The organism is Kribbella pratensis (genome assembly GCF_004365355.1).
Classification (GTDB): Bacteria; Actinomycetota; Actinomycetes; order Propionibacteriales; family Kribbellaceae; genus Kribbella.
The window spans coordinates 1947613-1968394 of sequence record NZ_SODP01000002.1 but is presented as its reverse complement, the minus strand read 5'-3'; the positions used below and the strand labels follow the sequence as shown (position 1 = coordinate 1968394).

The 20782-nt window shown below is 67.8% G+C and carries 23 protein-coding genes; 9 read left to right on the top strand and 14 right to left on the bottom strand.

Features of this window, described 5'->3' with window-relative positions; all coding sequences use genetic code 11:
- Window positions 1-279: 279 nt before the first annotated feature.
- Window positions 280-1119 (top strand): helix-turn-helix transcriptional regulator, encoded by an 840-nt coding sequence (locus EV653_RS26305; protein ID WP_134106337.1) that lies wholly within the window; start codon window positions 280-282, stop codon window positions 1117-1119.
- On the opposite strand, the gene EV653_RS26300 is transcribed toward EV653_RS26305, so the two are convergent.
- Entirely contained in the window at window positions 1111-1497 is a 387-nt protein-coding gene (locus tag EV653_RS26300) for a VOC family protein (RefSeq protein WP_134106336.1), read from the bottom strand. The genes EV653_RS26305 and EV653_RS26300 overlap by 9 nt on opposite strands.
- A complete protein-coding gene (locus tag EV653_RS26295; protein ID WP_134106335.1) occupies window positions 1494-2189 on the bottom strand; it encodes an EcsC family protein in 696 nt (231 codons plus the stop codon). Before EV653_RS26295 ends, EV653_RS26300 begins: the two co-directional genes overlap by 4 nt.
- 215 nt (window positions 2190-2404) lie before the next feature.
- On the opposite strand from EV653_RS26295, the gene aat reads away from it, so the two are divergent.
- On the top strand, window positions 2405-3070 hold the full coding sequence (gene aat / locus EV653_RS26290) for a leucyl/phenylalanyl-tRNA--protein transferase (RefSeq protein ID WP_134106334.1): 666 nt from the start codon (window positions 2405-2407) through the stop codon (window positions 3068-3070).
- Here aat and EV653_RS26285 read toward each other — a convergent pair.
- The gene (locus EV653_RS26285; protein ID WP_134106333.1) at window positions 3063-3749 is read right to left on the bottom strand and encodes a TetR/AcrR family transcriptional regulator; all 687 of its coding nucleotides are present in this window, start codon (window positions 3747-3749) and stop codon (window positions 3063-3065) included. The two genes, aat and EV653_RS26285, sit on opposite strands and share 8 nt — an antisense overlap.
- 113 nt (window positions 3750-3862) lie before the next feature.
- Between EV653_RS26285 and EV653_RS26280 the strand changes: the two genes are divergently transcribed.
- The gene (locus EV653_RS26280; RefSeq protein ID WP_134106332.1) at window positions 3863-4330 is read left to right on the top strand and encodes a nitroreductase family deazaflavin-dependent oxidoreductase; all 468 of its coding nucleotides are present in this window, start codon (window positions 3863-3865) and stop codon (window positions 4328-4330) included.
- Window positions 4331-4346: 16 nt separating this feature from the next.
- Here the strand turns inward: EV653_RS26280 and EV653_RS26275 are convergent, their stop codons facing one another.
- The 4 genes from EV653_RS26275 to EV653_RS26260 all read right to left on the bottom strand — a co-directional run bounded on the left by EV653_RS26275 (window position 4347) and on the right by EV653_RS26260 (window position 10127).
- Window positions 4347-6137, bottom strand: a complete 1791-nt coding sequence (locus EV653_RS26275) for an ABC transporter ATP-binding protein (protein WP_134106331.1) — start codon at window positions 6135-6137, stop codon at window positions 4347-4349.
- Window positions 6124-7920 (bottom strand): ABC transporter ATP-binding protein, encoded by a 1797-nt coding sequence (locus EV653_RS26270; protein WP_134106330.1) that lies wholly within the window; start codon window positions 7918-7920, stop codon window positions 6124-6126. Before EV653_RS26270 ends, EV653_RS26275 begins: the two co-directional genes overlap by 14 nt.
- A gap of 59 nt (window positions 7921-7979) precedes the next feature.
- On the bottom strand, window positions 7980-8984 hold the full coding sequence (locus EV653_RS26265) for a zinc-dependent alcohol dehydrogenase family protein (RefSeq protein WP_134106329.1): 1005 nt from the start codon (window positions 8982-8984) through the stop codon (window positions 7980-7982).
- Between the two features lie 75 nt (window positions 8985-9059).
- On the bottom strand, window positions 9060-10127 hold the full coding sequence (locus EV653_RS26260; RefSeq protein ID WP_134106328.1) for a PDDEXK nuclease domain-containing protein: 1068 nt from the start codon (window positions 10125-10127) through the stop codon (window positions 9060-9062).
- 115 nt (window positions 10128-10242) lie between these two features.
- Here EV653_RS26260 and EV653_RS26255 point away from each other — a divergent pair, with 115 nt between their 5' ends.
- Complete coding sequence (locus EV653_RS26255) at window positions 10243-11313, top strand: adenosine deaminase (RefSeq protein ID WP_134106327.1); 1071 nt, start codon at window positions 10243-10245, stop codon at window positions 11311-11313.
- A 94-nt stretch (window positions 11314-11407) separates the two neighbouring features.
- Here EV653_RS26255 and EV653_RS42270 read toward each other — a convergent pair whose 3' ends face one another.
- From EV653_RS42270 to EV653_RS26230, 4 genes are all read right to left on the bottom strand, one after another.
- A complete protein-coding gene (locus EV653_RS42270) occupies window positions 11408-13159 on the bottom strand; it encodes an ABC transporter ATP-binding protein/permease (protein ID WP_238160090.1) in 1752 nt (583 codons plus the stop codon).
- Window positions 13160-13305: 146 nt separating this feature from the next.
- On the bottom strand, window positions 13306-14001 hold the full coding sequence (locus tag EV653_RS26240; RefSeq protein WP_134106325.1) for a PadR family transcriptional regulator: 696 nt from the start codon (window positions 13999-14001) through the stop codon (window positions 13306-13308).
- A 106-nt stretch (window positions 14002-14107) separates the two neighbouring features.
- Entirely contained in the window at window positions 14108-14524 is a 417-nt protein-coding gene (locus tag EV653_RS26235) for a GNAT family N-acetyltransferase (protein ID WP_134106324.1), read from the bottom strand.
- Window positions 14524-15477 (bottom strand): GlxA family transcriptional regulator, encoded by a 954-nt coding sequence (locus EV653_RS26230; RefSeq protein ID WP_134106323.1) that lies wholly within the window; start codon window positions 15475-15477, stop codon window positions 14524-14526. Before EV653_RS26230 ends, EV653_RS26235 begins: the two co-directional genes overlap by 1 nt.
- 82 nt (window positions 15478-15559) lie before the next feature.
- On the opposite strand from EV653_RS26230, the gene EV653_RS26225 reads away from it, so the two are divergent.
- Window positions 15560-15823: a hypothetical protein gene (locus EV653_RS26225; RefSeq protein WP_134106322.1), complete on the top strand. Its 264-nt coding sequence runs from the start codon at window positions 15560-15562 to the stop codon at window positions 15821-15823.
- Here the strand turns inward: EV653_RS26225 and EV653_RS26220 are convergent.
- Entirely contained in the window at window positions 15811-16989 is a 1179-nt protein-coding gene (locus EV653_RS26220) for a DUF418 domain-containing protein (protein WP_134106321.1), read from the bottom strand. The genes EV653_RS26225 and EV653_RS26220 overlap by 13 nt on opposite strands.
- A gap of 94 nt (window positions 16990-17083) precedes the next feature.
- Between EV653_RS26220 and EV653_RS26215 the strand changes: the two genes are divergently transcribed.
- On the top strand, window positions 17084-17908 hold the full coding sequence (locus EV653_RS26215; RefSeq protein WP_134106320.1) for a class I SAM-dependent methyltransferase: 825 nt from the start codon (window positions 17084-17086) through the stop codon (window positions 17906-17908).
- Window positions 17909-17915: 7 nt separating this feature from the next.
- On the opposite strand, the gene EV653_RS41330 is transcribed toward EV653_RS26215, so the two are convergent.
- Complete coding sequence (locus EV653_RS41330; protein WP_166679560.1) at window positions 17916-18056, bottom strand: hypothetical protein; 141 nt, start codon at window positions 18054-18056, stop codon at window positions 17916-17918.
- A gap of 103 nt (window positions 18057-18159) precedes the next feature.
- On the opposite strand from EV653_RS41330, the gene EV653_RS26210 reads away from it, so the two are divergent.
- Window positions 18160-19017, top strand: coding sequence for a DNA-formamidopyrimidine glycosylase family protein (locus EV653_RS26210; protein ID WP_134106319.1), 858 nt, complete (start codon window positions 18160-18162; stop codon window positions 19015-19017).
- Between the two features lie 37 nt (window positions 19018-19054).
- The gene (locus EV653_RS26205; protein WP_134106318.1) at window positions 19055-19480 is read left to right on the top strand and encodes a DUF2871 domain-containing protein; all 426 of its coding nucleotides are present in this window, start codon (window positions 19055-19057) and stop codon (window positions 19478-19480) included.
- A gap of 17 nt (window positions 19481-19497) precedes the next feature.
- Here EV653_RS26205 and EV653_RS26200 read toward each other — a convergent pair whose 3' ends face one another.
- Window positions 19498-20334 carry a hypothetical protein gene (locus tag EV653_RS26200; protein ID WP_134106317.1) on the bottom strand — a complete coding sequence of 279 codons (837 nt, stop codon included), beginning with the start codon at window positions 20332-20334 and terminating at the stop codon, window positions 19498-19500.
- A 124-nt stretch (window positions 20335-20458) separates the two neighbouring features.
- On the opposite strand from EV653_RS26200, the gene EV653_RS26195 reads away from it, so the two are divergent.
- A complete protein-coding gene (locus tag EV653_RS26195) occupies window positions 20459-20782 on the top strand; it encodes a rhodanese-like domain-containing protein (RefSeq protein ID WP_130445605.1) in 324 nt (107 codons plus the stop codon).

Genomic DNA, 20782 nt, shown 5'->3' with positions numbered 1-20782 from the left:
GTGCCCGGAGGTGCCCGGAGGTGCCCGGAGGTGCCCGGAGGTGCCCGGAGGTGCCCGGAGGTGCCCGGAGGTGCCCGGAGGTGCCCGGAGGTGCGCGGAACTGGACGGCTTGCGCCGGGTTGGTCTGCGCGCCGTTCAGCCGCTCGAGGGCACCCCGTGCCCGGCAGGAAGAACTGGCCGTCTCGACGGAACCTCTGGAGTGTGACTTCGCCGCGACAGCGTCGGGTGAGCAAGTGGTCCACGGCTAAAACTGTCGGTGGAGCGGGTCAGACTGGGTGGGTGAGTGCGCAGCGGGCTGAGCTTGGGGAGTTCTTGAAGGCGCGTCGGGCGCGGGTTGCGCCCGAGGACGTCGGGCTGCCTGGGGGCGGGCGGCGGCGTACGCCTGGGTTGCGGCGGGAGGAGCTGGCGCAACTCGCTGGCGTCGGCGTGACCTGGTACACGTGGCTCGAGCAGGGACGGCCGATCAACGCCAGCGGCCAGGTGCTCGACGCCGTCGCGACGACGCTCAAGCTCAGCCCGGTCGAACGCGAGCATCTGTACCGCCTAGCCGAGGCGACGCCGATGCGACTACCGCGTACGACGGATTGCGCCAGCGAGGCGGTCTTCGCCGAGATCGTGGAGGCGCTCGACCCGCTGCCCGCGCTGATCACCAACACGCGATTCGACATCATCCGGGCGAACCGTGCGTACAACGACCTGTTCCACGACTGGCACCAGCTGCCCTGCATTCACAAGAACCTGCTCTGGTGCATCATCACCGAGCCGGCCGCCCGCGCCCAATTGCTGAACTACGACACCGAGGTCCCGTACATCGTCGGCCGCCTCCGCTCGGCGTACGCCGAACACATCGGCGACCCGGACTGGGAGACCGACCTCGAGCGGCTGCAGGCGATCAGCCCCGAGTTCACGCGGCTGTGGTCCCGCCACGAAGTAGCAGCCTGTACGCCGCGCGAGCGCCACATCGTCAACCCAGTGGTCGGCGAACTGCACTTCACCGTCACCGAGCTGGCGATCCCCGCCCACCCGGACCTGGTCCTGTTCGTCGAGACTCCCGCCGACGACACCACCCGCGCCAGACTCCCGCAGACCCGGAGGGAGCCGGCCGACCGGCTAGCGTGATGGAGCCGGACCGCTCGGCGTCCGCCAGGTCGTCAAGCAGAACGGATGACCGGCCGGATCCAGGAAAACGCGAAAGGTCCCAGGCTCGGGCTGCATGGCGCTCGGACGCCCGCCGGCCGCGACGACCTTGGCCTGCTCGGCGTCCAGATCCTCTGCCATGAAGTCCAGATGGCACTGTTGCGGTACTCGTGGATCCGGCCAGGTTGGCGCGCGATGGTTCAGATCCCGCTGGAAGCCCAGGCTGAACGTGGGAAACCGCAGCTCTGCGAAGTTCTCCGATGCGACCGCCAGCTCGCCTCCGGCCACCCGCTGGTAGAACTCCGCGAGCGCCACCGGATCAGGGCAGTCCAGGGTGGGTCCCCAGAACGATGCCGTCACGGCTCGATCGGGCGCCGGATCCGCCGGATCAGGCTCTTGTCGGCGAACTGACCCACCCGGTACGTCGACCAGCCGTCCACACCGGCGCCGACAGCACCGCCGAGCAGCGGGATGCGACGGGTGATCGTGAGCGCCATCTTCTTGCCGCTGATCCGGGCGATCAGCTCGGCGACGACCTCGTTCGAGACGTGCCGGTCCAACTCCGGGTCGAACACCGGGGCGGTCGCGATCGCGATCGGCGACGTCGGCAGGCTCGCCTTCCTCAACCGGTCGGCGACACCCTCCTCGCCGAGCAGGCAGGTGATGACCGCGGTCCGGACGCGTGGATCGTCCAGGTCGTACCCGCGCAGGTGTGCGATCGAGGCCACCATGCGGGCCTGGACGATCGCGATACCGGTCAGGTTCGCAGGCAACGAGACCGGGAGCGTGACGAGACCGCCGAGACCGGTCGCGAAACCTTGTACGCCGGCCAGCCGGATGTGCTGGTCGATCACCGCGTCGATCGCGAGCTTGGCGTCGCCGCCGCACCGCTCGAGCTTGTTCTCCGCGATCCGCTCCGCGCCGGGGAACCGCTGGTACCCGTCGATCGCGATCTCGAGAATCTGGCGCAGCACACCACCCGCGGCCGCCGGAGCGAACCTCTGGGCGGCGGGCGCGAGACTACTGGCGACGAACCTGGCTACTCCGGCCACGGTGCTCCTTCCCGCCCGGCCCCACGCGTAAGAACCCGGACGTGCTTCAACTGTACGTGCCTCCCCGATCCTCGCCACTCGGGAGAAACCCTTGGTGTCCCCTAGGTGGATCGCCAGGCCATCACAATCCCAGCCCGTCGGCCGCGCCCCGCGTGACTCGGCGCCGATGGGCACATTGTGATGGCCTGGGGATCCGGATGGTCCAGGATGGTCTCGTGCCAGTTGAACCTGTCCCGTCGCCCTGGGAGTTCCCGCCCGTCGGGGTCGCCGGGGCGAGTGATGTGGTCGCGGGTGGTGCGGACCTGGCTCCGGGCACCGTGCTGGCGGCGTACCGGCGGGGGCTGTTCCCGATGCCGGACCACCGCGGCTCGATCCTGTGGTGGTCGCCGGTCGACCGTGGCGTGATCGATATCGCCGGCTACGAGCCCTCCCGCTCGCTGCGGCGGGCCCGGGCGAAGTTCGAGATCCGGGTGAATACCGCGTTCGACCAGGTCATCCGCGCCTGTGCGGATCCGCGCCGGCCGGGGTCGTGGATCGACCGCGACATCATCGCGTCGTACACCGAGCTGCATCGGCTCGGCTGGGTGCATTCGGTCGAGGCCTGGGACGGCGACGAGCTGGCCGGCGGGCTGTACGGCGTCGCGATCGGCGGACTGTTCGCCGGCGAGTCGATGTTCCACCACAAGACCGACGGCTCGAAGGCGGCGGTGGCCGGGACGATCGAACTGCTGAACGACGAGTACGCCGCCGACCGGGTTTTTGACATCCAATGGGTCACCGACCACCTCGCCACGCTCGGCGCGGTGTCGATCCCGCGGGAGACCTACGTACGCCGGGTTGCGCGCGCCGTCGACCTACCGCTGCCGAAGGCGTTCAGGTAAGGCCCACGAACGCGGCCATCTGGCGCGACGCCGACTCGAAGAACTCGTCGGCCGGATCCATCGAGCCGACCAGCTGACCGAACAGTTCGAAGCTGAGCATGCCGAAGAGCTGCGTCCACACGATGACGGTCCGCACCAGCACCGCCGGCGGAAGATCCGGTGCCAACGGCACCAACACCTCGGTCTGCTGCGCGAGCAAGCCTGAAGGCTCGGGTGCGTCGCTCGGCGGCGACAACCGCCCCGAAGCCTGAGCCCGCTGCAAGAGCCCGAGCAGCAGCAGCGGCACCCGGATCGCCGGCTCCACCGTCGTTTGGGGTGCCTTGTAGCCGCTGATCGGTGAGCCGTAGATCAGCGCGTACTCCTGTGGATGGGCGCGGGCCCAGTCGCGGACCGCGGTGTAGATCGCAACCCATTCCGCCAGCAGGTCGTCCCCGCCCGCAGCGGCCTCGGCCGCCTCGCCGAGTGCGTCGTACGCGTCGATGATGAGCGCGGTCAGCAGCTCGTCGCGGCTAGGGAAGTACCGGTACAGCGCCGACGAGACCATGCCGAGCTCGCGGGAGACCGCGCGCAGCGACAGCGCCTCCGCCCCGACGGTCGCGAGCTGCCGGCGTGCGGCGCCCTTGATCTCCTCGGTCAGCTCGGCCCGGGCACGTTCACGGGCAGTACGTCCGGCGTTCATGCAGCCAGTGTGCCACAGAATCGAGAGCAGTGCTCTTGACAAGGATCAGCGATCTGATGTTGACTGATCACAACAGAGAGCACCGCTCTCGCAAAGCAGAAAGAGTCGCCGCCATGACGGAGTACAAGCAGACCTACGACAGCAAGCGCGTCATCACCTCCTCCGAGGGCAGCATGCGCGTCTTCAACAAGATCGTCGCCCGGATGACGAAGCTGGGTCTGAGCCTGATGGGCAGCCGGGTGCTGTCGGTCCAGGGCCGGAAGTCCGGCGAGTGGCGCAGTACCCCGGTCAACCTGCTGGTCATCGACGGCCAGCGCTACCTGGTCGCGCCGCGCGGCCACACTCAGTGGGTGAAGAACCTACGCGCCAGCGGCACCGGCCGGCTGCAGCTCGGCGGCAAGGTCGAGACGTTCCACGCCGAGGAGCTCGCCGACGCCGACAAGATCCCCGCCCTCCGGCTGTACCTGAAGAAGTGGGCCTGGGAGGTCGGCACGTTCTTCAGCGGCGACGTCACGAAGGACTCCCCCGACGAGGTCCTGCACCACATCGCCCCCGGCGTCCCGGTCTTCAAGATCAACTGACTGCCTGCCTCCCGACCTAGTGGTACGACGCGGCCTGGATCCGGTACAGCTCGGCGTACTGCCCGTCGAGGGCGATCAGCTCGTCGTGCGTACCGGTCTCGACCACCCGGGCGCCGTCCAGGACCACGATCTGATCGGCCATCCGCACCGTCGAGAACCGGTGTGAGACCAGGATCGTGATCCGGCCGTCGGTGCTGTCCTTGGCCGCAGCTGCGTACCGCTCGAACAGCGCATGCTCGGTCTCGGCGTCCAGCGCAGCGGTCGGCTCGTCCAGCACGAGCAGCAGCGGCCGGTCTCGCATGAAGCCCCGCGCCAGCGCGAGCTTCTGCCACTGCCCGAAACTGACCTCCGCCCCGTCCGGCCAGGTGGAACCGAGCTGGGTGTCCAACCCCGACTCGAGCCGCTCCAGAACATCCTCGGCGCCGGCCCGACCAACCGCGGTAGTGACAGCCGGTACGTCGTCCAGCCGCGGCAGATCACCCAGTCCGACGCTGTGCGCCGCGCGGAACTCGAACCGGAAGAAGTCCTGGAAGGCACCCGCGATCTTCTCCCGCCACGCCTCGGTCGCGATCCGGTCCAGCGGCTGGTCGTCGAGCAGCACGCGTCCGTCGGTCGGCTCGTACAGCTTGCAGATCAGCTTCACCAGGGTGGATTTGCCCGCGCCGTTCTCGCCGACGACCGCGATCACCTTGCCCGCGGGCAGTTGCAGGTTGACGTCTTCCAACGCGGGCCGGTCGGATCCGGCGTACGTGAAGGAGACGTGCTCCAACCGAATGCCGTCGGCGAGTCGTTCGGGTGCGGGGAGATCGGCGCTGCTGTCCAACGAGGCCGCGTAGTTCTCCAGCCAAACCAGCCGCCGCGACCCGTCGAGCCAGATCCCCCGCAGGAAGCCGATCTCGCCGACAGTCGCGCCGACGTACGCCGACAACCGCGCGCCGGCCGCGAGGATCAGCAACACGTCGCCGACCGAGCCGTCCAATCCGACCGCCACGAACAACACCGCACCGACGTACGCGGCGCCGAACACGGCCCAGGCAACGGCGTGCCAGCCGGCACTGACCCAACGGGCAGAGGCGATCGGCCCGTACCACTGCTCCCACTCGTGGCGACGGTTATCCACAAGGTCACGACCGATGCCGAGGACACGAACCTCCTTGCCAGGCGCGGGTGTCGTCGCGGTCTTGAACAAGTGATCGGCCAGGCGACTGTGGGTGGCGTACCGCTCCTCGACCCGACGCTCGACGCCGGGACGCCAGCTGGAGCTGACGACCGTCGGCAGTGCGAACACCAGCAGGAGTGCGAGGGCGGGATCGATCGACATCAGCAGGACGACGGTCACGCCGAGGCGCAGGATCCAGCCGCAGGTCGAGAACAGTGACATGTACATGTGGTCGAGCACGAAGACCTGTTTGCGCAGTACGGACAGGCGGTCCAGGTAGTCGCGCCGTTCGTGGTGCTCGACCGTGGCGACGGATGCCTGCAACCGCGCGACGTGGGCCTCGAGCATGATCGTCACGCGGTCGCGGAAGCGTCGGGAGATCCGGGTCGAGAGCGTCCGCAGGAACCAGGTCGCCGTCACGGACACCGCGAGACCGGTCGCGGCGAGCAAGGTCGCTCGCCGGTCGTCGTCCAGTACGCCGTCAGCCAGGACCTTCAGCCACAACGCGAGCAGCGCATCCGGGAGCGCAGCGAGCAGCGTCATCAGGAGGGCGGCGACCAGCAGCCACGGCTCGTGCTGGTAGCCCAGCTTGCAGAGCCGCCACATCGCGGCGAGGGCCTTCGGCTCCTCGACTTCAGAGCGTGTCATAGCTCAGCCCTTCCTCGTCGACCTCGGCCGCGAAGCGCTTCGCCTGCAGGTCGAACATCGTCCGGTACCGCCCGCCGAGGAGCATCAGCTCGTCGTGGCTGCCGAGCTCGATGACGCGACCGTGCTCCAGGACGCAGATCCGGTCGGCATGCCGAACAGTCGAGAACCGGTGCGAGATGAGGATCGTGGTGACGTCGCGGGTCGCAGTCAGAATCCGGTCGAAGATCGCCGCCTCGCCGCGAACGTCCAGCTGTGCCGTCGGTTCGTCGAGCAGAACGAGGCCGGCGCCCTGCCGGACTGCGCAGAGCGCCCGCGCCAAGGCGACGCGCTGCCACTGACCGCCGGAGAGATCGGTGCCATCGCCGTACCCCGTGGCCAGCCGGGTGTCCAGGTCGGCCAGTTGATCGGCACCCGCGTCGGCGAGCGCGGCGCGGATGTCCGCCTCGGGCGCGCCGCCCGGTGCGACGTTGTCCCGCAGGGGCAGCTCGAGCTTGAGGAAATCCTGGAAGACTGCGGCGACTCGCGTCCGCCAAGCGTCGACGTCGAGGTCGCGCAGGTCGACGCCGTCGATGCGGATCGTGCCGGCGTCCGGGTCGTACAACCGGCAGAGCAGCTTGGCCAGGGTGGTCTTGCCGGCACCGTTCTGACCGACGACCGCGAGCGACGAGCCGGCTGGGATGGTCAGGTCGAGCCCGTCGAACACGGGCTGCGCCGCCTGTGGATAACGAAAACTCAGTCCGCGGAGATCGAGCTCGACAGCGCCGCGCGGAACGTTGAGGGTTCCGGGCGTCAGCGCACCGGCCGGCGCCATCGCGGGCTCCAGCCGGTGTACGGCGGCGACCGGCGCGGCTGCTCCGTCGAGCGCCCAGTTCAGGCCGCCGAACGCGATCATGCCGACGCCGATCGCGACCTGGGCGAACACGACCAGCCGACCGAGCTCCAGCCGGCCGTCGATCGCCGCCGCCCCGAGGGCCCAGAAGACGAGCCCGTTGGCGACGGCGATGATCAGCAGGCTCCAGATCATTGGTCGCTCCCGCAAACGGGTTGCGGCGTACTGCAACTCGAACAGCCGCCGACGTCGTTCGGTGAAGCGCTGCACGGTCCAGTCCGCAAGGCCGAACAGCCGCAGTTCCTTCGCCGGATCGGGCTCGACCGCCAACTCGTAGGCGTACTTGGCATGCCGTTGGGCCGACCGGACCTCAGCCGTGTTCCGGTCCTTCCAGACACCGCTCTCGCGGAGCAGCCAATGCGTCGACCCCCAGGCGACAACGAGCAGCAGCGGCGCCCACCAGCTGAACCCGAACAGCACCACCGCGGACGCGGCCCCGCCGACCAGCTCAACCAGGCTGCCCGCGACGAAATCGACGTTCAGATACATCGGCGGCCCGGTCTGCCCGTGATCGAACTCCCGAGCAACGGTCAGATCCTCACTCAGTCCGGGATCCTCGAGGTGCCCGATCCCCGGCGGCCCGACGCAGGCCTCAGCCAGCCGATCATTCAGGTACGCCGAGACGCGGCTGCCGAGGTTGGCGCTGACGGCCTGATGCACCGGCGTCAGCACCTGCAGCAAGACGAACGTCACACCCATCAAACTCAGCGGCCCCGCCAGCGCACTTCCGTGCTGCACGGCGCCGACCACCAAACCCATCGCGATCGCGAACACCGCGGGTAGAGCGCCCCGCGCCAGCAGCAGCGCCCACCAGGCGGCCGCCAACCTCGAATCAGCTCGCGGCAGCACGGCAAAGAACTGCCACTCAGGTCGCCGACGCAGCCGCTTCACCATCCCCTCACCATGCCACTCGCCACCGACCAAATTCTTGGACGTTTGCCGGATCGCGAGGATCAAGCTGCGTGCGAGATCACGACCTTGCCGAACCCGCCTCCGCCCAGGTAGTAACGGAATGCCTCGGGTGTCTCCTCGAACGGGAAGACCCGGTCGATCACCGGGTGCAGGCCGGCTGCGGCGATGGCCTCGTTCATCGCCCGGAAGTGCGCCCGGTGTCCCAAGGCGATCGGACGCAGCGTGACCGAGGATGTGAACAGCAGCCGCGCGTCGATCGGGTCAGCGCCGCCGAGGGAGCCGACGAAGGCGACCTCGCCGCCGGTCGCCGTGGCCCGCAACGACTCGTTCAAGGTCCCGGCCACATCCACGACGTGGTCGACACCGCGGTCGTCGGTGAGCGCACGTACCTGCTTCGCCCAGTCCGGCGTGAGGGTGTGGTTGATGACCGCATCGGCACCGAGCTCGAGCAGCCGCGCCGCCTTCTCGTCGCTGCCGGCGGTCGCGATCACCCGCGCACCGAGCAGCTTGGCGAACTGCAGTGCAAAGAGTGACACTCCGCCCGATCCCAAGGTCAGGACGTGCTCACCCGGCACCAGACCTTGCCCGCCGACCAGAGCGTTCCACGCAGTCACCGCCACGCAAGGCAGAGTCGCCGCCTCCTCGAACGTCAGGTGACCCGGGATCGGTACGACGCCTTCCTGGTCGAGTACGGCGTACTCCGTCAGCAGGCCGTCGAGCGAACCACCGAGCTGGTCGGCATGGGCGAGGTCGAAGCGGCCGTCGAACCACCGCTGGAACACGACCGCCATCACCCGGTCGCCGACCCGGACACGATCCACGCCGGTCCCCACCGCGACGACCTCACCCGCTCCGTCGGACGCGGCGATGATGTCGTCGGCCACCGGCAGCGGGTAGCGGCCGCGCAGGATGTTCAGCTCACGCGCGCTGAGCGAGTTCGCCCTGACCCGAACCAGCACCTCGCCCACCCCCGGCACCGGCACCGGATGCTCCCGCAACCGCAAACTCTCAACCCCACCGCCGTACTGGATGTGATAACTCCTCATCGTCTCCACCCCCCAAAGGTGCGCCCCCACCTCCACACCCTCAATTCCCGCCTGGGAATGAGGCCCTACGGCCGGTCAGTCCTCGTCTGCGGCGGAGGTCAGCTCGGCCTCCAGTTCAGCGATGCTCGGCAGTGCGGACTCGAATTCCTCAGGGAGCGAGCCGTTGATCGCGTCCGTCCACTCCGCCACTCCGATCGGCGCCTTGAACCCCTTCAGTGCGTACTCCGCGACGACCTTCTTCTTGTTCCGGCAGAGCAGCAGACCGATGGTCGGTTTGTCGCCCTCCTTCGCGAGGACGTCATCGACCACTGCCATGTAGAGACCGAGCTGACCCAGGAACGCTGCGTTGAACTTCACCGCCTTCAGCTCGACAACTACGTAGCAACGCAGTTCGAGGTGGTAGAAGAGCAGGTCGCAGAAGAACTCCTCGCCGTCCAACTCGAGCCGGACCTGCTGGCCGACGAACGCGAATCCCTGGCCCAGCTCGATCAGGAACTTCCCGACATGCTCGACCAGCTTCTGTTCCAGCTCGCGCTCGCGCCAGCCTTCGGTGCTGCCGAGGAAGTCGAAAAGGTACGGATCGCAGGTCGCCTGCTGAGCGAGATCGGACTGCTCCGGCGGCATCGCCGTGGCGAAGTTGGTCACCGCTTTCCCGGACCGCTCGTGGAATCGGGCGTCGATGTGCAACGCCAGCACGTCACGACTCCACCCGCGCTCGACCGCGGCAGCGGCGTACCAGAGCCGGAGCTCGGCGTCGTCGAGTTTGTCGAGCAAGGCCACGTGGTGGCGCCAGGGCAATTGTGCAACGGTGCGTTGCACAAACGCCGGGTCCGGCCAGGCGGCAGCGAAGGCTCGCATGTACTTGAGGTTGCGCGGCGAGTATCCGGCCGCGCCGGGGAACCGGGTCTTGAGGTCGGTGGACAGCCGGTCGATGACCTTGCTGCCCCAGCCCTCCTCGTGCTGGCGGTTCAGGATCTCCTGACCGATCGACCAGTAACTCGCGAGCATTTCCCGGTTCGCCGCGGTGACGGCACGTCGGCGGCCGGTGGCGACGTGCGTGGAGATGCGGTCGAGCAGGTCCGGGTACCAGCCGGGGAGGGCGGATCGGGCAGGGGCGCTCTCGAAGCGCGGCTTGTCGTTCATGGCAGTAAGGCTTTCGCGGCGACACCCCGAAAACCGAGGGCCTTTCCGGGGCATCTCGGGGCAACCTGGGGCATTGCGGGGCAGATTCGGGCCGGGGCGCTGCGAAGATGGCTGGATGATTAGTCCGGAGCAGCTGAAGGCGGCGCCCAAGGTTCTTTTGCATGACCATCTGGATGGGGGTCTCAGGCCGGAGACGGTGTTGGAGCTGGCGGGGGAGATCGGGCATCCGTTGCCGCGGGCGAGTGCGCCGGAGTTGGGGGCGTGGTTCGTCGAGTCGGCCGACTCGGGGTCGCTGGAGCGGTATCTGGAGACGTTCGAGCACACGGTCGCGGTGATGCAGACGGCCGAGGCGATCAAGCGGGTGGCGAGCGAGTGTGTGCAGGACCTCGCGGCGGACGGCGTGGTGTACGCCGAGGTGCGGTACGCGCCGGAGCAGCATTTGACCCGTGGGCTCACCCTCGAGCAGGTGGTGGACGCGGTGCGGGAAGGGTTCGAGCACGGGATGGCGGTGGCCGAGCGGCCGATCGTGGCTCGGCAGTTGCTGACGGCGATGCGGCACAAGGCGCGGTCGATGGAGATCGCCGAGCTGGCGGTCGCGTACCGGGACGCCGGCGTGGTCGGGTTCGACATCGCGGGCGCCGAGGCCGGCTACCCTCCCACCCGGCACCTGGACGCGTTCGAGTACCTACAGCGCGAGAACGCGCACTTCACCATCCACGCCGGCGAGGCGTTCGGTCTCCCGTCGATCTGGCAGGCGATCCAGTGGTGCGGTGCCGACCGGCTCGGTCACGGCGTACGCATCATCGACGATATCGAGACCGACGGCGACAAGGCCGAGCTCGGGCGGCTCGCGGCGTACGTCCGGGACCGGCGGATCCCGCTCGAGATGTGCCCGAGCTCCAACCTGCAGACCGGCGCGGCCGCGTCGATCGCCGAGCACCCGATCGGCCTACTCGCCAAGCTGCGCTTCCGGGTCACGGTCAACACCGACAACCGCCTGATGAGCGGTACGTCGATGAGCCGCGAGCTCACCCTGCTGGCGGAGGCGTTCGACTACGGGCTGGAGGACTTCCGCTGGTTCGCGATCAACGCGATGAAGTCCGCCTTCATCCCCTTCGACGAACGCCTCGCCATCATCAACAACGTGATCAAGCCTTGGTACGCCGAAGCGGATCTGAGCCACTGACCAACTGCGTGCGACCCCGCTGGTTCACGCTCGGGTGAGCTCGTGGACTGGATGGAAACGCAGGTTGGTCAGTGACACAGGTCCGGGGGCTCGGTCAGACCGAGCGCTGGTACGTGCGGAAGGCTCGGGTCGACAGCCAGCCGACGATCAGCGTGAAGGCCAGCAGGTAGCCGCAGTGCCGCCAGACCGACGACCAGTCAGGGCCGGCGGCCAATGACTCGCGGGCGGCGATCGTGGCCCAGTCGACCGGGTTGAAGCGGGCTGCCACGTTGATCCAGTGCGGCGCGACCGTCGGGTCGATCATGATCGACGACATGAAGGTCAGCGGCAGCGAGACGAACTGAAAGATCCCGATCAGCGCCTCCTGCTGACGAGTGAGCAGCGCGACCGCGTTCGACAGCGACCCGAAGGCCGTCCCGATCAGCATCGACGCGACGATCGTGATCAGGTAGCCGCCGACCCCGCCGTCGTACCGCGCTCCGGCGGCGAAGCCGATCGCGAACACCAGGATCGTCTGGATCAGCGTGGTCGATGCGTTGCTGAGCAACTGCCCCGCCATCAGACCGCCCCGGCTCACCGGTGACGCCAGCATCCGATCCATCACGCCGCGTTCCATGTCCTGGATGAACGCCGTACCGCTCCAGCCGCTCGTCATCAACGCGGTCATCATCACGATCCCCGGTGTCAGGAACGCGATGTACGACGAATCGCCGAACCCCGGGATGTGCACGACGCCCTGGAACAACTGCCCGAACAACAGCAACCAGATCGCCGGCTGGATCAACGTGAACGCGATCAACGCCGGCTGCCGGTACGAAGCCCGCGTCCACCGGCCGAAGATCAAACCCGTGTCTGAAACAGACATCACGCAGCCTCCTCCGCGATCTTGAACGAACGACCGGTGTGCTGCAGATAGACATCGTCCAGCGACGGCCGCGACACCGTCACCGCAACGACCGGAATCGCCTTGTCCTCGAGGACTCCCAGTACGGCGGGAACCGCGGTCGCCCCGCGATCCACCCGCGCCCCGCAGAGTGTTGCCCTCGACAACAATCTCGCCGACCCCCGGCAACTGCCGCAGTAATGCCCGCACATCGCCGTCGGTATCCGGATCCACCAGCTCGACCTGCACCGAATCGCCGCGCAACGCCGACTTCAGCGCCTCCGGGGTGCCCTCGGCAACGATCTTGCCGTGGTCGACGATCGCGAGCTGCCCCGCCAGCCGATCGGCCTCTTCCAGATAATGGGTGGTGAGCAGCACGGTCAGTCCCTCCTGGCCGGACAACCGCAGTACTTCGTTCCACAGGTCGGCGCGCGCCTCCGGGTCGAGACCGGTGGTCGGCTCGTCCAGGAACAGCACGCGAGGCTGGTGGACCAGACCGAGCGCGACATCCAGCTTGCGCTGCATGCCGCCGGAGTACGTCTTCACCGCGCGTCCGCCGTGCTCAGCCAGACCGAACCGCTCCAGCAACTCGCCGGCCCGGCGCTCAGCGTCTTGCCTGGACAGCCCGAAGATCCGACCGCTCAGCACCAGGTTCTCGAGGCCGGTGGCCATCGGGTCCGAGCTGGACTTCTGCGGCACGTACCCGATCGTGCGCCGGACGCGATCCTGCTCGCGAACAACGTCGTACCCGGCGACACGCGCCGTACCGGAGTCCGCCCGGGACAACGTGGTGAGGATCTTGACGGTGGTGGACTTGCCGGCGCCGTTCGGCCCGAGCAGGCCGAGGACGACGCCCTCCGGAACGCTGACGGTCAGACCGTCGAGCGCACGCAGAGGTGGTTTCTTCCGGCCGGCCGGGTACGTCTTGACCAGATCGACCGCTTCGAGGCCATGCTTAGCCATCACGTGACTCCCTTGTGTGCTGGGAGCCGGTCCGAGCTGGCTATCCTGATGGGTGCGCCTTGGGTGCCAGGTCTTCGGACCGACTCGAGGAACCGCGGCCCTTGACTCCTGGTGTTGCCGCACCGATGAGTCGAGGGCCGCATCTCTTATTGGGCTTCCGGCGGAATCGCCTTCATCCAGGCGAACTCCTGACCGAAGTACTTGACCGGGTCCTTCAACTGCTCGGCCGGCGTGATGCCCTTCTCCAAGAAGAGCTTCCACGCCTGCCGCCAATACACCGCGCCGCCGAGCGAGTCCGTGCGGATCTCCTCGACGAGTTGGTGCACGTACGCCGACTCCGCCTCGAGCAGCGCCAGCCGGAACTCCGACTCGATCCAGAAGATCCGCGGGAACTCCCTCGCGGTCATGTCGTCGTGCAGCGCGGTCATCTCCTTGATCTCCGCGTCGACCGTCGCGAGCCGCTGCTCGAGCAGCTCGACGGCACGATCCGGCGGCAGAGCGGGGAGATACGCGAGACCGGCCTCCAACGGGTGGAACTCGCGCGACGGCGTACCGACCAGCTCGGTCAGCCAGTCGCTGAACTCGGCCTCGCCGGCCGCGGTGATCTGGTAGACAGTCCGCTCGGGCCGGTTGCCCTCCCGGACCGTCTCCAGCGCCTCGATGAAGCCGTGCTTCTCGAGGGCCGACACGATCGAGTAGAGCGAGCCGTAGTTGACCTTGATGCTCTGGTCCTTGCCGCGGGCCTTGAGCATCGTGGAGATCTCGTAAGGGTGCATCGGCCGCTCGCCCAGACACCCGAGCACAGCGAACGCCAGCGGATTGCCGACCTTGCGCCTGGCCATGAGAACTCCTCGATCTCGATTACTCGAAATCGAGTATTAGGTCGCGAGTATCCGGTGTCAAGTATTGAGGCACGCGAACGCCCGGGCGCGGCGTCACGTGCGTCGGTCAGAGTGGCTTCACCCAGCGAGACCACTCGGGCTGGGGCGCGTAGCCGGCGGTCGACCAGACCCGATGGGCCGGCTCGTTGTCGTCGAGCACCATCGCGTCGGCCCGCGTCCCGCCGTACGACGCGAAACGGGCTTCGGCCCGGGCAACCAGCTCGCGGCCGATGCCCTGGCGCCGGTGCGACGGAGCGACCGCCAGCCGGTAGAGATGGCAACGCCACCCGTCCCACCCGACGATGATCGAGCCGACGACAACATCGTTGTCCACAGCAAGAATCAGCGCTTGCGGGTCGCGGTCGATCAGCCGCAGTACGGCGTCGGCGGAGTCCGGCGGACGATGCGAATCCTCGGCCGCACCGGCCCAGAACTCCATCACTGCAAGGGCATCCGACGACTCGGCGTTGCGGTAGGCGACCATCAGCTGGCGGTCTGGAATGTGCGGCGGTAGTCCTGGGGTGGGACGCCTACCACTCTGCGGAAGTGATGCCTCAGGAGCGCCGCTGTCCCGAATCCTGATTCGGACGCGATCTGCTCGATGCCCATCCGGGTCTGTTCGAGCAGCGTACGGGCGCGGAGCACGCGCTGGGTGGTGACCCATTTCAACGGCGTCGTCCCCGTCTCGGCCACGAAGCGGCGGGCGAAGGTGCGCTCGGACATCTGCGCGCGCCGGGCCAGCGCGGGCACGGTGTGATCGGTGGTGAGGTTGTCGATCATCCAGTCGAGCACCGGCTGCAGGCTCTCCCCCGACGACTCCGGCACCGGTACGTCGACGTACTGCCGCTGGCCGCCGTCACGCTGGGGCGGGACGACCATCCGGCGGGCGATCCGGGTCGCGACCGCACTGCCGAGCTCGCGGCGGACCAGGTGCAGGCACGCGTCGATGCCGGCCGCCGTACCGGCGCTGGTGATGATGTTGCCGTCGTCGACGAACAGCACGTCCGGGTCGACCTTCGCGGTCGGGAACTGGCGCTGAAACCCCTCGGTGTACCGCCAGTGCGTGGTGCACGGCCGGCCGTCGAGCAACCCTGCCGCGCCCAGGACGTACACCCCGGAGCACACGGTCAGCAGGATCGCCCCACGAGCCTCGGCCCGGCGGAGTGCCTCCAGGATCCGCTCGTCGTACTCATGCCGCCAGGTGGTCGCCGGGATGCCGATCAGATCCGCATCCTCGAGCTCCTCCAGCCCGTACGGCGCGATCACCTGCGAGTGGGTGCTGGTGTCCATCGGCCGGCCCGGGGTGGTCGAGCACACCTTGAAGTCGAACGGTGGCACGCCGTCGCCAGTGCGGTCGATCCCGAACACCTCCGCGAGCACGCCGAACTCGAACAGCGCGACGTCTTCCATGAGCACCACGGCGACTTTTTGCAGCATGGAGCCAGTATGGCAGGAATTTGTCGAACTATGTCAATAGTGCCACTGGTGGCAGGATCTCTATGGTAGAATCATTACTGCCATGACCGGATACGTAGTTTTCGTAGTACTCGTGCTGGCTGTGATCGCAGCTCTGGAGATCAGCAACAGGCGCCACGCGACCGGTCCGGCGGCCGGCCCGAAGGGTGCCTGGATCGCCGACGACCGCGACGTGGCCCGGACTAAGCTCGACCTGCTGGCGCTCGGCGCAGCGGCCAAGCCCTTTGCCCACAAGCCCGCATCGACCACCGGGACCGTGCACACGATCCGCACCGCCCGGCTGCACCACGGCCGTCACGCGGCCTGATCGATTCTTCGCCAGCTGGGGGCGGTCGCGTTCGTGACCGCCCTCAGTGCTCCTTCGACGGGGCCATAGCGGAAGTTGTTCAGCCACATGTGGCTGAGGATCACCTGCAGGACGAAGATCCCGACCGCGAAGCCCATCGTCTCCAGAGGCGACACCTGACCCACCAAGCCGAACCCGACGCCGGTGAAGAGCAACAGCGTCGCCACTGATTGCCCCAGGTAGTTCGACAACGCCATCCGGCCGGCCGGTGCCAGCAGGCGGCGGATGTCCTCGCCGCGATCGGTGTGCATGAACCGCAGCAGCGAAGCGGCGTAGGCGGCCGACAGGAACGGTGCGGTGAGCACGCTGATCAGTACGCCGCGGGTGTCGCTGTTGCCTCCGAGCGACGCGTAGTACACGCCGCCGGTGATGCCGACCGTGAAGCCGACCAGCTGGATCAGTCGTAGTACTGCCTCGTTGCCGTTGAGGTTCTTGAGCATGCGGCGCCGTCCGACCACCATGCCGACCAGGAAGGCAGCCAGTGTTGTCGGGCCTTGCACAGCCAGCAGAGACAGCCCGTACGTCGGCAGTGCGCGCACGTGCTCGCCGATGACGTCGCTGAACGAGCCGGCCAGGTTCGCAGTGGTCTGCTGCGCGGCTGAGACCGCAGCACTCGGGTCGAGGATCGCTGCGGTGTCCAGGAACACCGATGCGGCCGCCAGCGTGACGAAGAGGTACGCGTAGATCGCGCCGGCGACTATGAGCGCCGTACGGTCCTTCACTCGACGCATGCCCAGCAGGACGAGGCCGATGATCGCGTAGACGCTGAGGATGTCGCCGGTGATCAGGAAGACTCCGTGCAGTACGCCGATCACGAACAGCCCGCCGAGCCGCCGCAGCATCCGCGGCCTGAACGCAGCGCCCGCCCGCTGCGCCGCCTCCATCTGCAACTGGAAGCTGTAGCCGAACAGGAACGAGAACAGCAGGTAGAACTTCATGTCCACGAAGGCCGTCGAGAGCCAGCGCACCGACTGATCGAGCCAGGAGTTGTACGCCGGGTCTTCCGCAACGTGGATCGGGAACCCGGAGGCGGCGAAGGTGATGTTGACGACCAAGATGCCCAGGAGGGCGAAACCACGCAGCGCGTCGATGTCCTGAATGCGCGTCCGATCCAGTACCTGGCTCATGCCGTCCAGCACATCAGTCCGGCACCCGGCGCGCAGTCGCGCTGAATCCTCTTCGAGGGTGGAGTTACCTCTACCCCCGAATACCCTCGGACCTGTGACTGACTATCGGGACGTCAACCGGGCCAACTGGGACGAGCGGGTGCCGGCTCATGTGGCGTCGCCCAGCTACCACGTGGAGCAGTTCCTCGCCGACCCGTCGTACCTGAGTGAGGTCGTCCGGTTCGACCGGCCGCGGCTCGGTGATGTGAGCGGACTGCGCGGCGTACACCTGCAGTGCCACATCGGCACGGACACGGTGTCGTTGGCGCGGCTGGGTGCGCGGATGACTGGGCTGGACTTCTCACGGCCGGCAGTCGACCAGGCGCGGTCGATGGCGGATCGGCTCGGGTTGGCGATGGACTTCCACGTGGCCGATGTGTACGACGCGGTGGAGGTGCTCGGCGCGGCGGCGTACGACTTCGTCTACACCGGGATCGGGGCGTTGTGCTGGCTGCCCGACATCCAGCGGTGGGCGCAGGTCGTCGCCGGGTTGCTGAAGCCCGGCGGACGGCTGTTCATCCGCGAGGGGCATCCGATGGTGTGGGCGCTGAGCGCCGGCCCGGAGGTCCCCGAGTTGCGCTTCCCGTACTTCGAGACCGCGGAGGCGATCGTCTGGGACGAGGGCGGGACCTACGTCGAGACCGAGGTCGAGTTCAGCACCACTGTCACGCACGAGTGGAACCATGGGCTCGCCGAGACCATCACCGCCGTACAGCAGGCCGGGCTGGTGTTCGACTCACTGACCGAACACGACAGCGCACCCTGGAACGCCCTCCCCGGTCTCATGACCGAGGACGGCGACGGTGAGTGGCGCCTGACGGACAATCCGCACCATCTGGCCGCCACCTACACCCTCCAGGCCCACAAGCCCGCCCAGTAGGCCCGACTCAGCCGGCCCGGCGCTGCTGGACCTTCTGGAATGCCTGCTTGATCTTCTGCTGGTTCTCCGGCTTGCTCAGCTCCCGCTGCGCAACCTGCACCAACTTGGCGACCACAGCGCCCTTCACCAACGTCTTAACAAACCCCATCAGGGCCTCCCAAACTCTGTTGCCCCCGACGCTACCGTCCGCCACAACCCCCTTCCATGGGTAATCCTCCGGAACTGTCCCTGGCATCAGGCACACTAGGGGCGTGCCTGAGTTGCCGGAGGTGGAGTCGCTGGCCGCGTTTTTGCGGGAGCGGGCGGTTGGGCATGCGTTCGTGCGGGCTGACATCACCGCTATCAGTGCGCTGAAGACGTATGACCCGCCGGTGTCTGCGATGGTCGGGTTGCTGATCGACGACGTGCAGCGGCATGGGAAGTTCCTGGACATCTCCGCGCAGGGCGTGCACCTGGTGATCCACCTGGCTCGCGCCGGCTGGCTGCGGTGGAAAGAGGAGCAGAACACCGGACTGGTCCGGCCGGGCAAGGGGCCGATCGCGCTCCGGACCGTCCTGGACGACGGCTCAGGGTTCGACCTGACCGAGGCCGGGACCCAGAAGAAGCTCGCGGTGTACGTCGTCCGCGACGTCAACGAGGTCCCCGGGATCGCGCGGCTCGGGCCGGACCCGTTCACGCTGTCGCTCGAGGACTTCGGTGACATCCTCAAGCGCCAGGGCCGGGTCCAGCTCAAGGGCGTCCTGCGCAACCAGTCCGTGATCGCCGGCATCGGCAACGCCTACTCCGACGAGATCCTGCACGTCGCGAAGATGAGCCCGTTCAAACCCGCCTCGAACCTGTCGGAGGACGAGCTCAAGACGCTGTACGACGCGATGCGTGAGACCCTGCAGGACGCGGTCAGCCGCTCCGCGGGCCTCGCCGTACAGGACCTGAAGTCGGAGAAGAAGTCCGGCCTGCGCGTCCACGGCCGCAAGGGCGAGAAATGCCCGATCTGCGGCGACATCGTCCGCGAGGTCAGCTTCGCCGACTCCTCCCTGCAGTACTGCGCAACCTGCCAGACCGGCGGCAAGCCACTGGCCGACCGCCGATTGAGCAAACTGCTCAAGTAGAGCCGGGATAAGCCGCTCGGCTAGTAGGTTCCCGCCCATGCGGAAGATCTACGTGGCAGCACACGTCTATATGATTCTGGGGCTGGTCAGCGGGCTGTACTACCGCGAGCTCACGAAGGCCAAGGACTTCACCGGCGACTCCCAGCTCGGCATCGTCCACACGCACATCCTCGCGTTGGGCATGCTGTTCTTCCTGATCGTGCTCGTGCTGGAGAAGCAGTTCACGCTGACCTCGGGCAAGCTGTTCGACGCGTTCTTCTGGGTCTACAACGCTGGCCTCGCGCTCACGATCGGGATGATGCTCGTCCGGGGCACGATGACCGTGCTCGGTCACCAGGCCGGCGCCGCGCTCGACGGCATCTCTGGCCTGGGCCATATCGTCATCACGCTCGGCCTGATCTTCTTCTTCGTCAACCTCGGCAAATGCCTGCCCGTGAAGGAGAAGGCGGAAGCGCTCAAGTAGTCAGCTGGTCGAAGCGGTCACAGGGCCACGACGTACGGCGAGGAGGCCGACCGTCGGCCTGCCTCCAAGCGGACCCTCAGCTCGTGCCGGCCGGACGGGCCGGCGACGCGGGTCGCCCATCCGACGGATCGGCCCGGCTCGAGCCCGTCGAAGGTCCACGCGTGCTCGGTTGCGGACCATTCCGATGGCAGCGGCAGCTCGACCTCACCTCGCGCCGGCGTACGGCCGAAGTTCGTCACCACCACGGTGACCTCATCGCGGCCCGGATGGATCGAGGCCAGCACCGTGCCGACCTGCGCGACGAGCACCCGCCGTACGCCGATGGGTATCGCCAGCGGCATGACCCGAAGCGCAGGCATCGGGAAGGGGCCGATGGTGGTGCGGGTGAGTTGCTGGCCGGTCACGGCGTACCGGCGGCCGGCCAGGCGGATGTGGTGCTGGCTGTCCAGCTCGACCATCCCGACGAACCGTACGGCGACATCCATGGCGCGGCGCGCGACCAGGTGAGCCTTCGCGCCAGTTGGCGTGAGGTCCCAGACACCGTCGGCGTTGGCGGTAACCGTGTCCGGTGGCACGATCCGCAGCTTGCCCTGCAGGGCGACCCGGACGACAGGTGACTCGCCCGAATCGGGCAGCCGGACGACCAGGTCGTCACCGTCCTGACGCCAGGTCAACGCACGACCGGTGTGGTCCTCGACGACGTGCAGCGGGGTGGTCGCGAGACCAGGGAGGCGTACTTCGTGGTCGGGTGGACGGCGGGCGATCCGGAGCAGCAGCAGCTCACGACTCCGCAGGATTGCCTCACCCCAGGGTTGCGGTTCGAACTCTCCCGGGATCCCCTGAATCAGCGCCACCGCAGCCTCCTTCGAGCCACGGTCCGAAATCCGCCGCCCGGTGTCAAGAGCTTTCCGGACTCCGGGCAACCGCCTTCCGGAACCGGCCACCTGCGGGTACCACCGGTCTGCCATGCTTAGGGGTATGTTCCGGAACCAGGAGATCCCCGCGGTGGTCGTGGCCGAGCTCGACGACGAGCTGCTCGCCGAGGCGTTCGTGCTCGACGTGCGTGAGCCGGACGAGTGGGATCGCGGGCACATCGAGGGCGCCGTGCACATCCCGCTCGGCCAGTTGCAGGACCGGGTCGGCGAGGTGCCGCTCGACCAGAAGGTGCTCTGCGTCTGCGCCGTCGGCGGCCGCTCCGGCATGGCCACCCAGTTCCTGAACCAGCTCGGCCGCGAGGCGATCAACCTCGACGGCGGCATGCACGCCTGGCAGACCTCCGGCCGTCCCGTCAGCACCAACTGA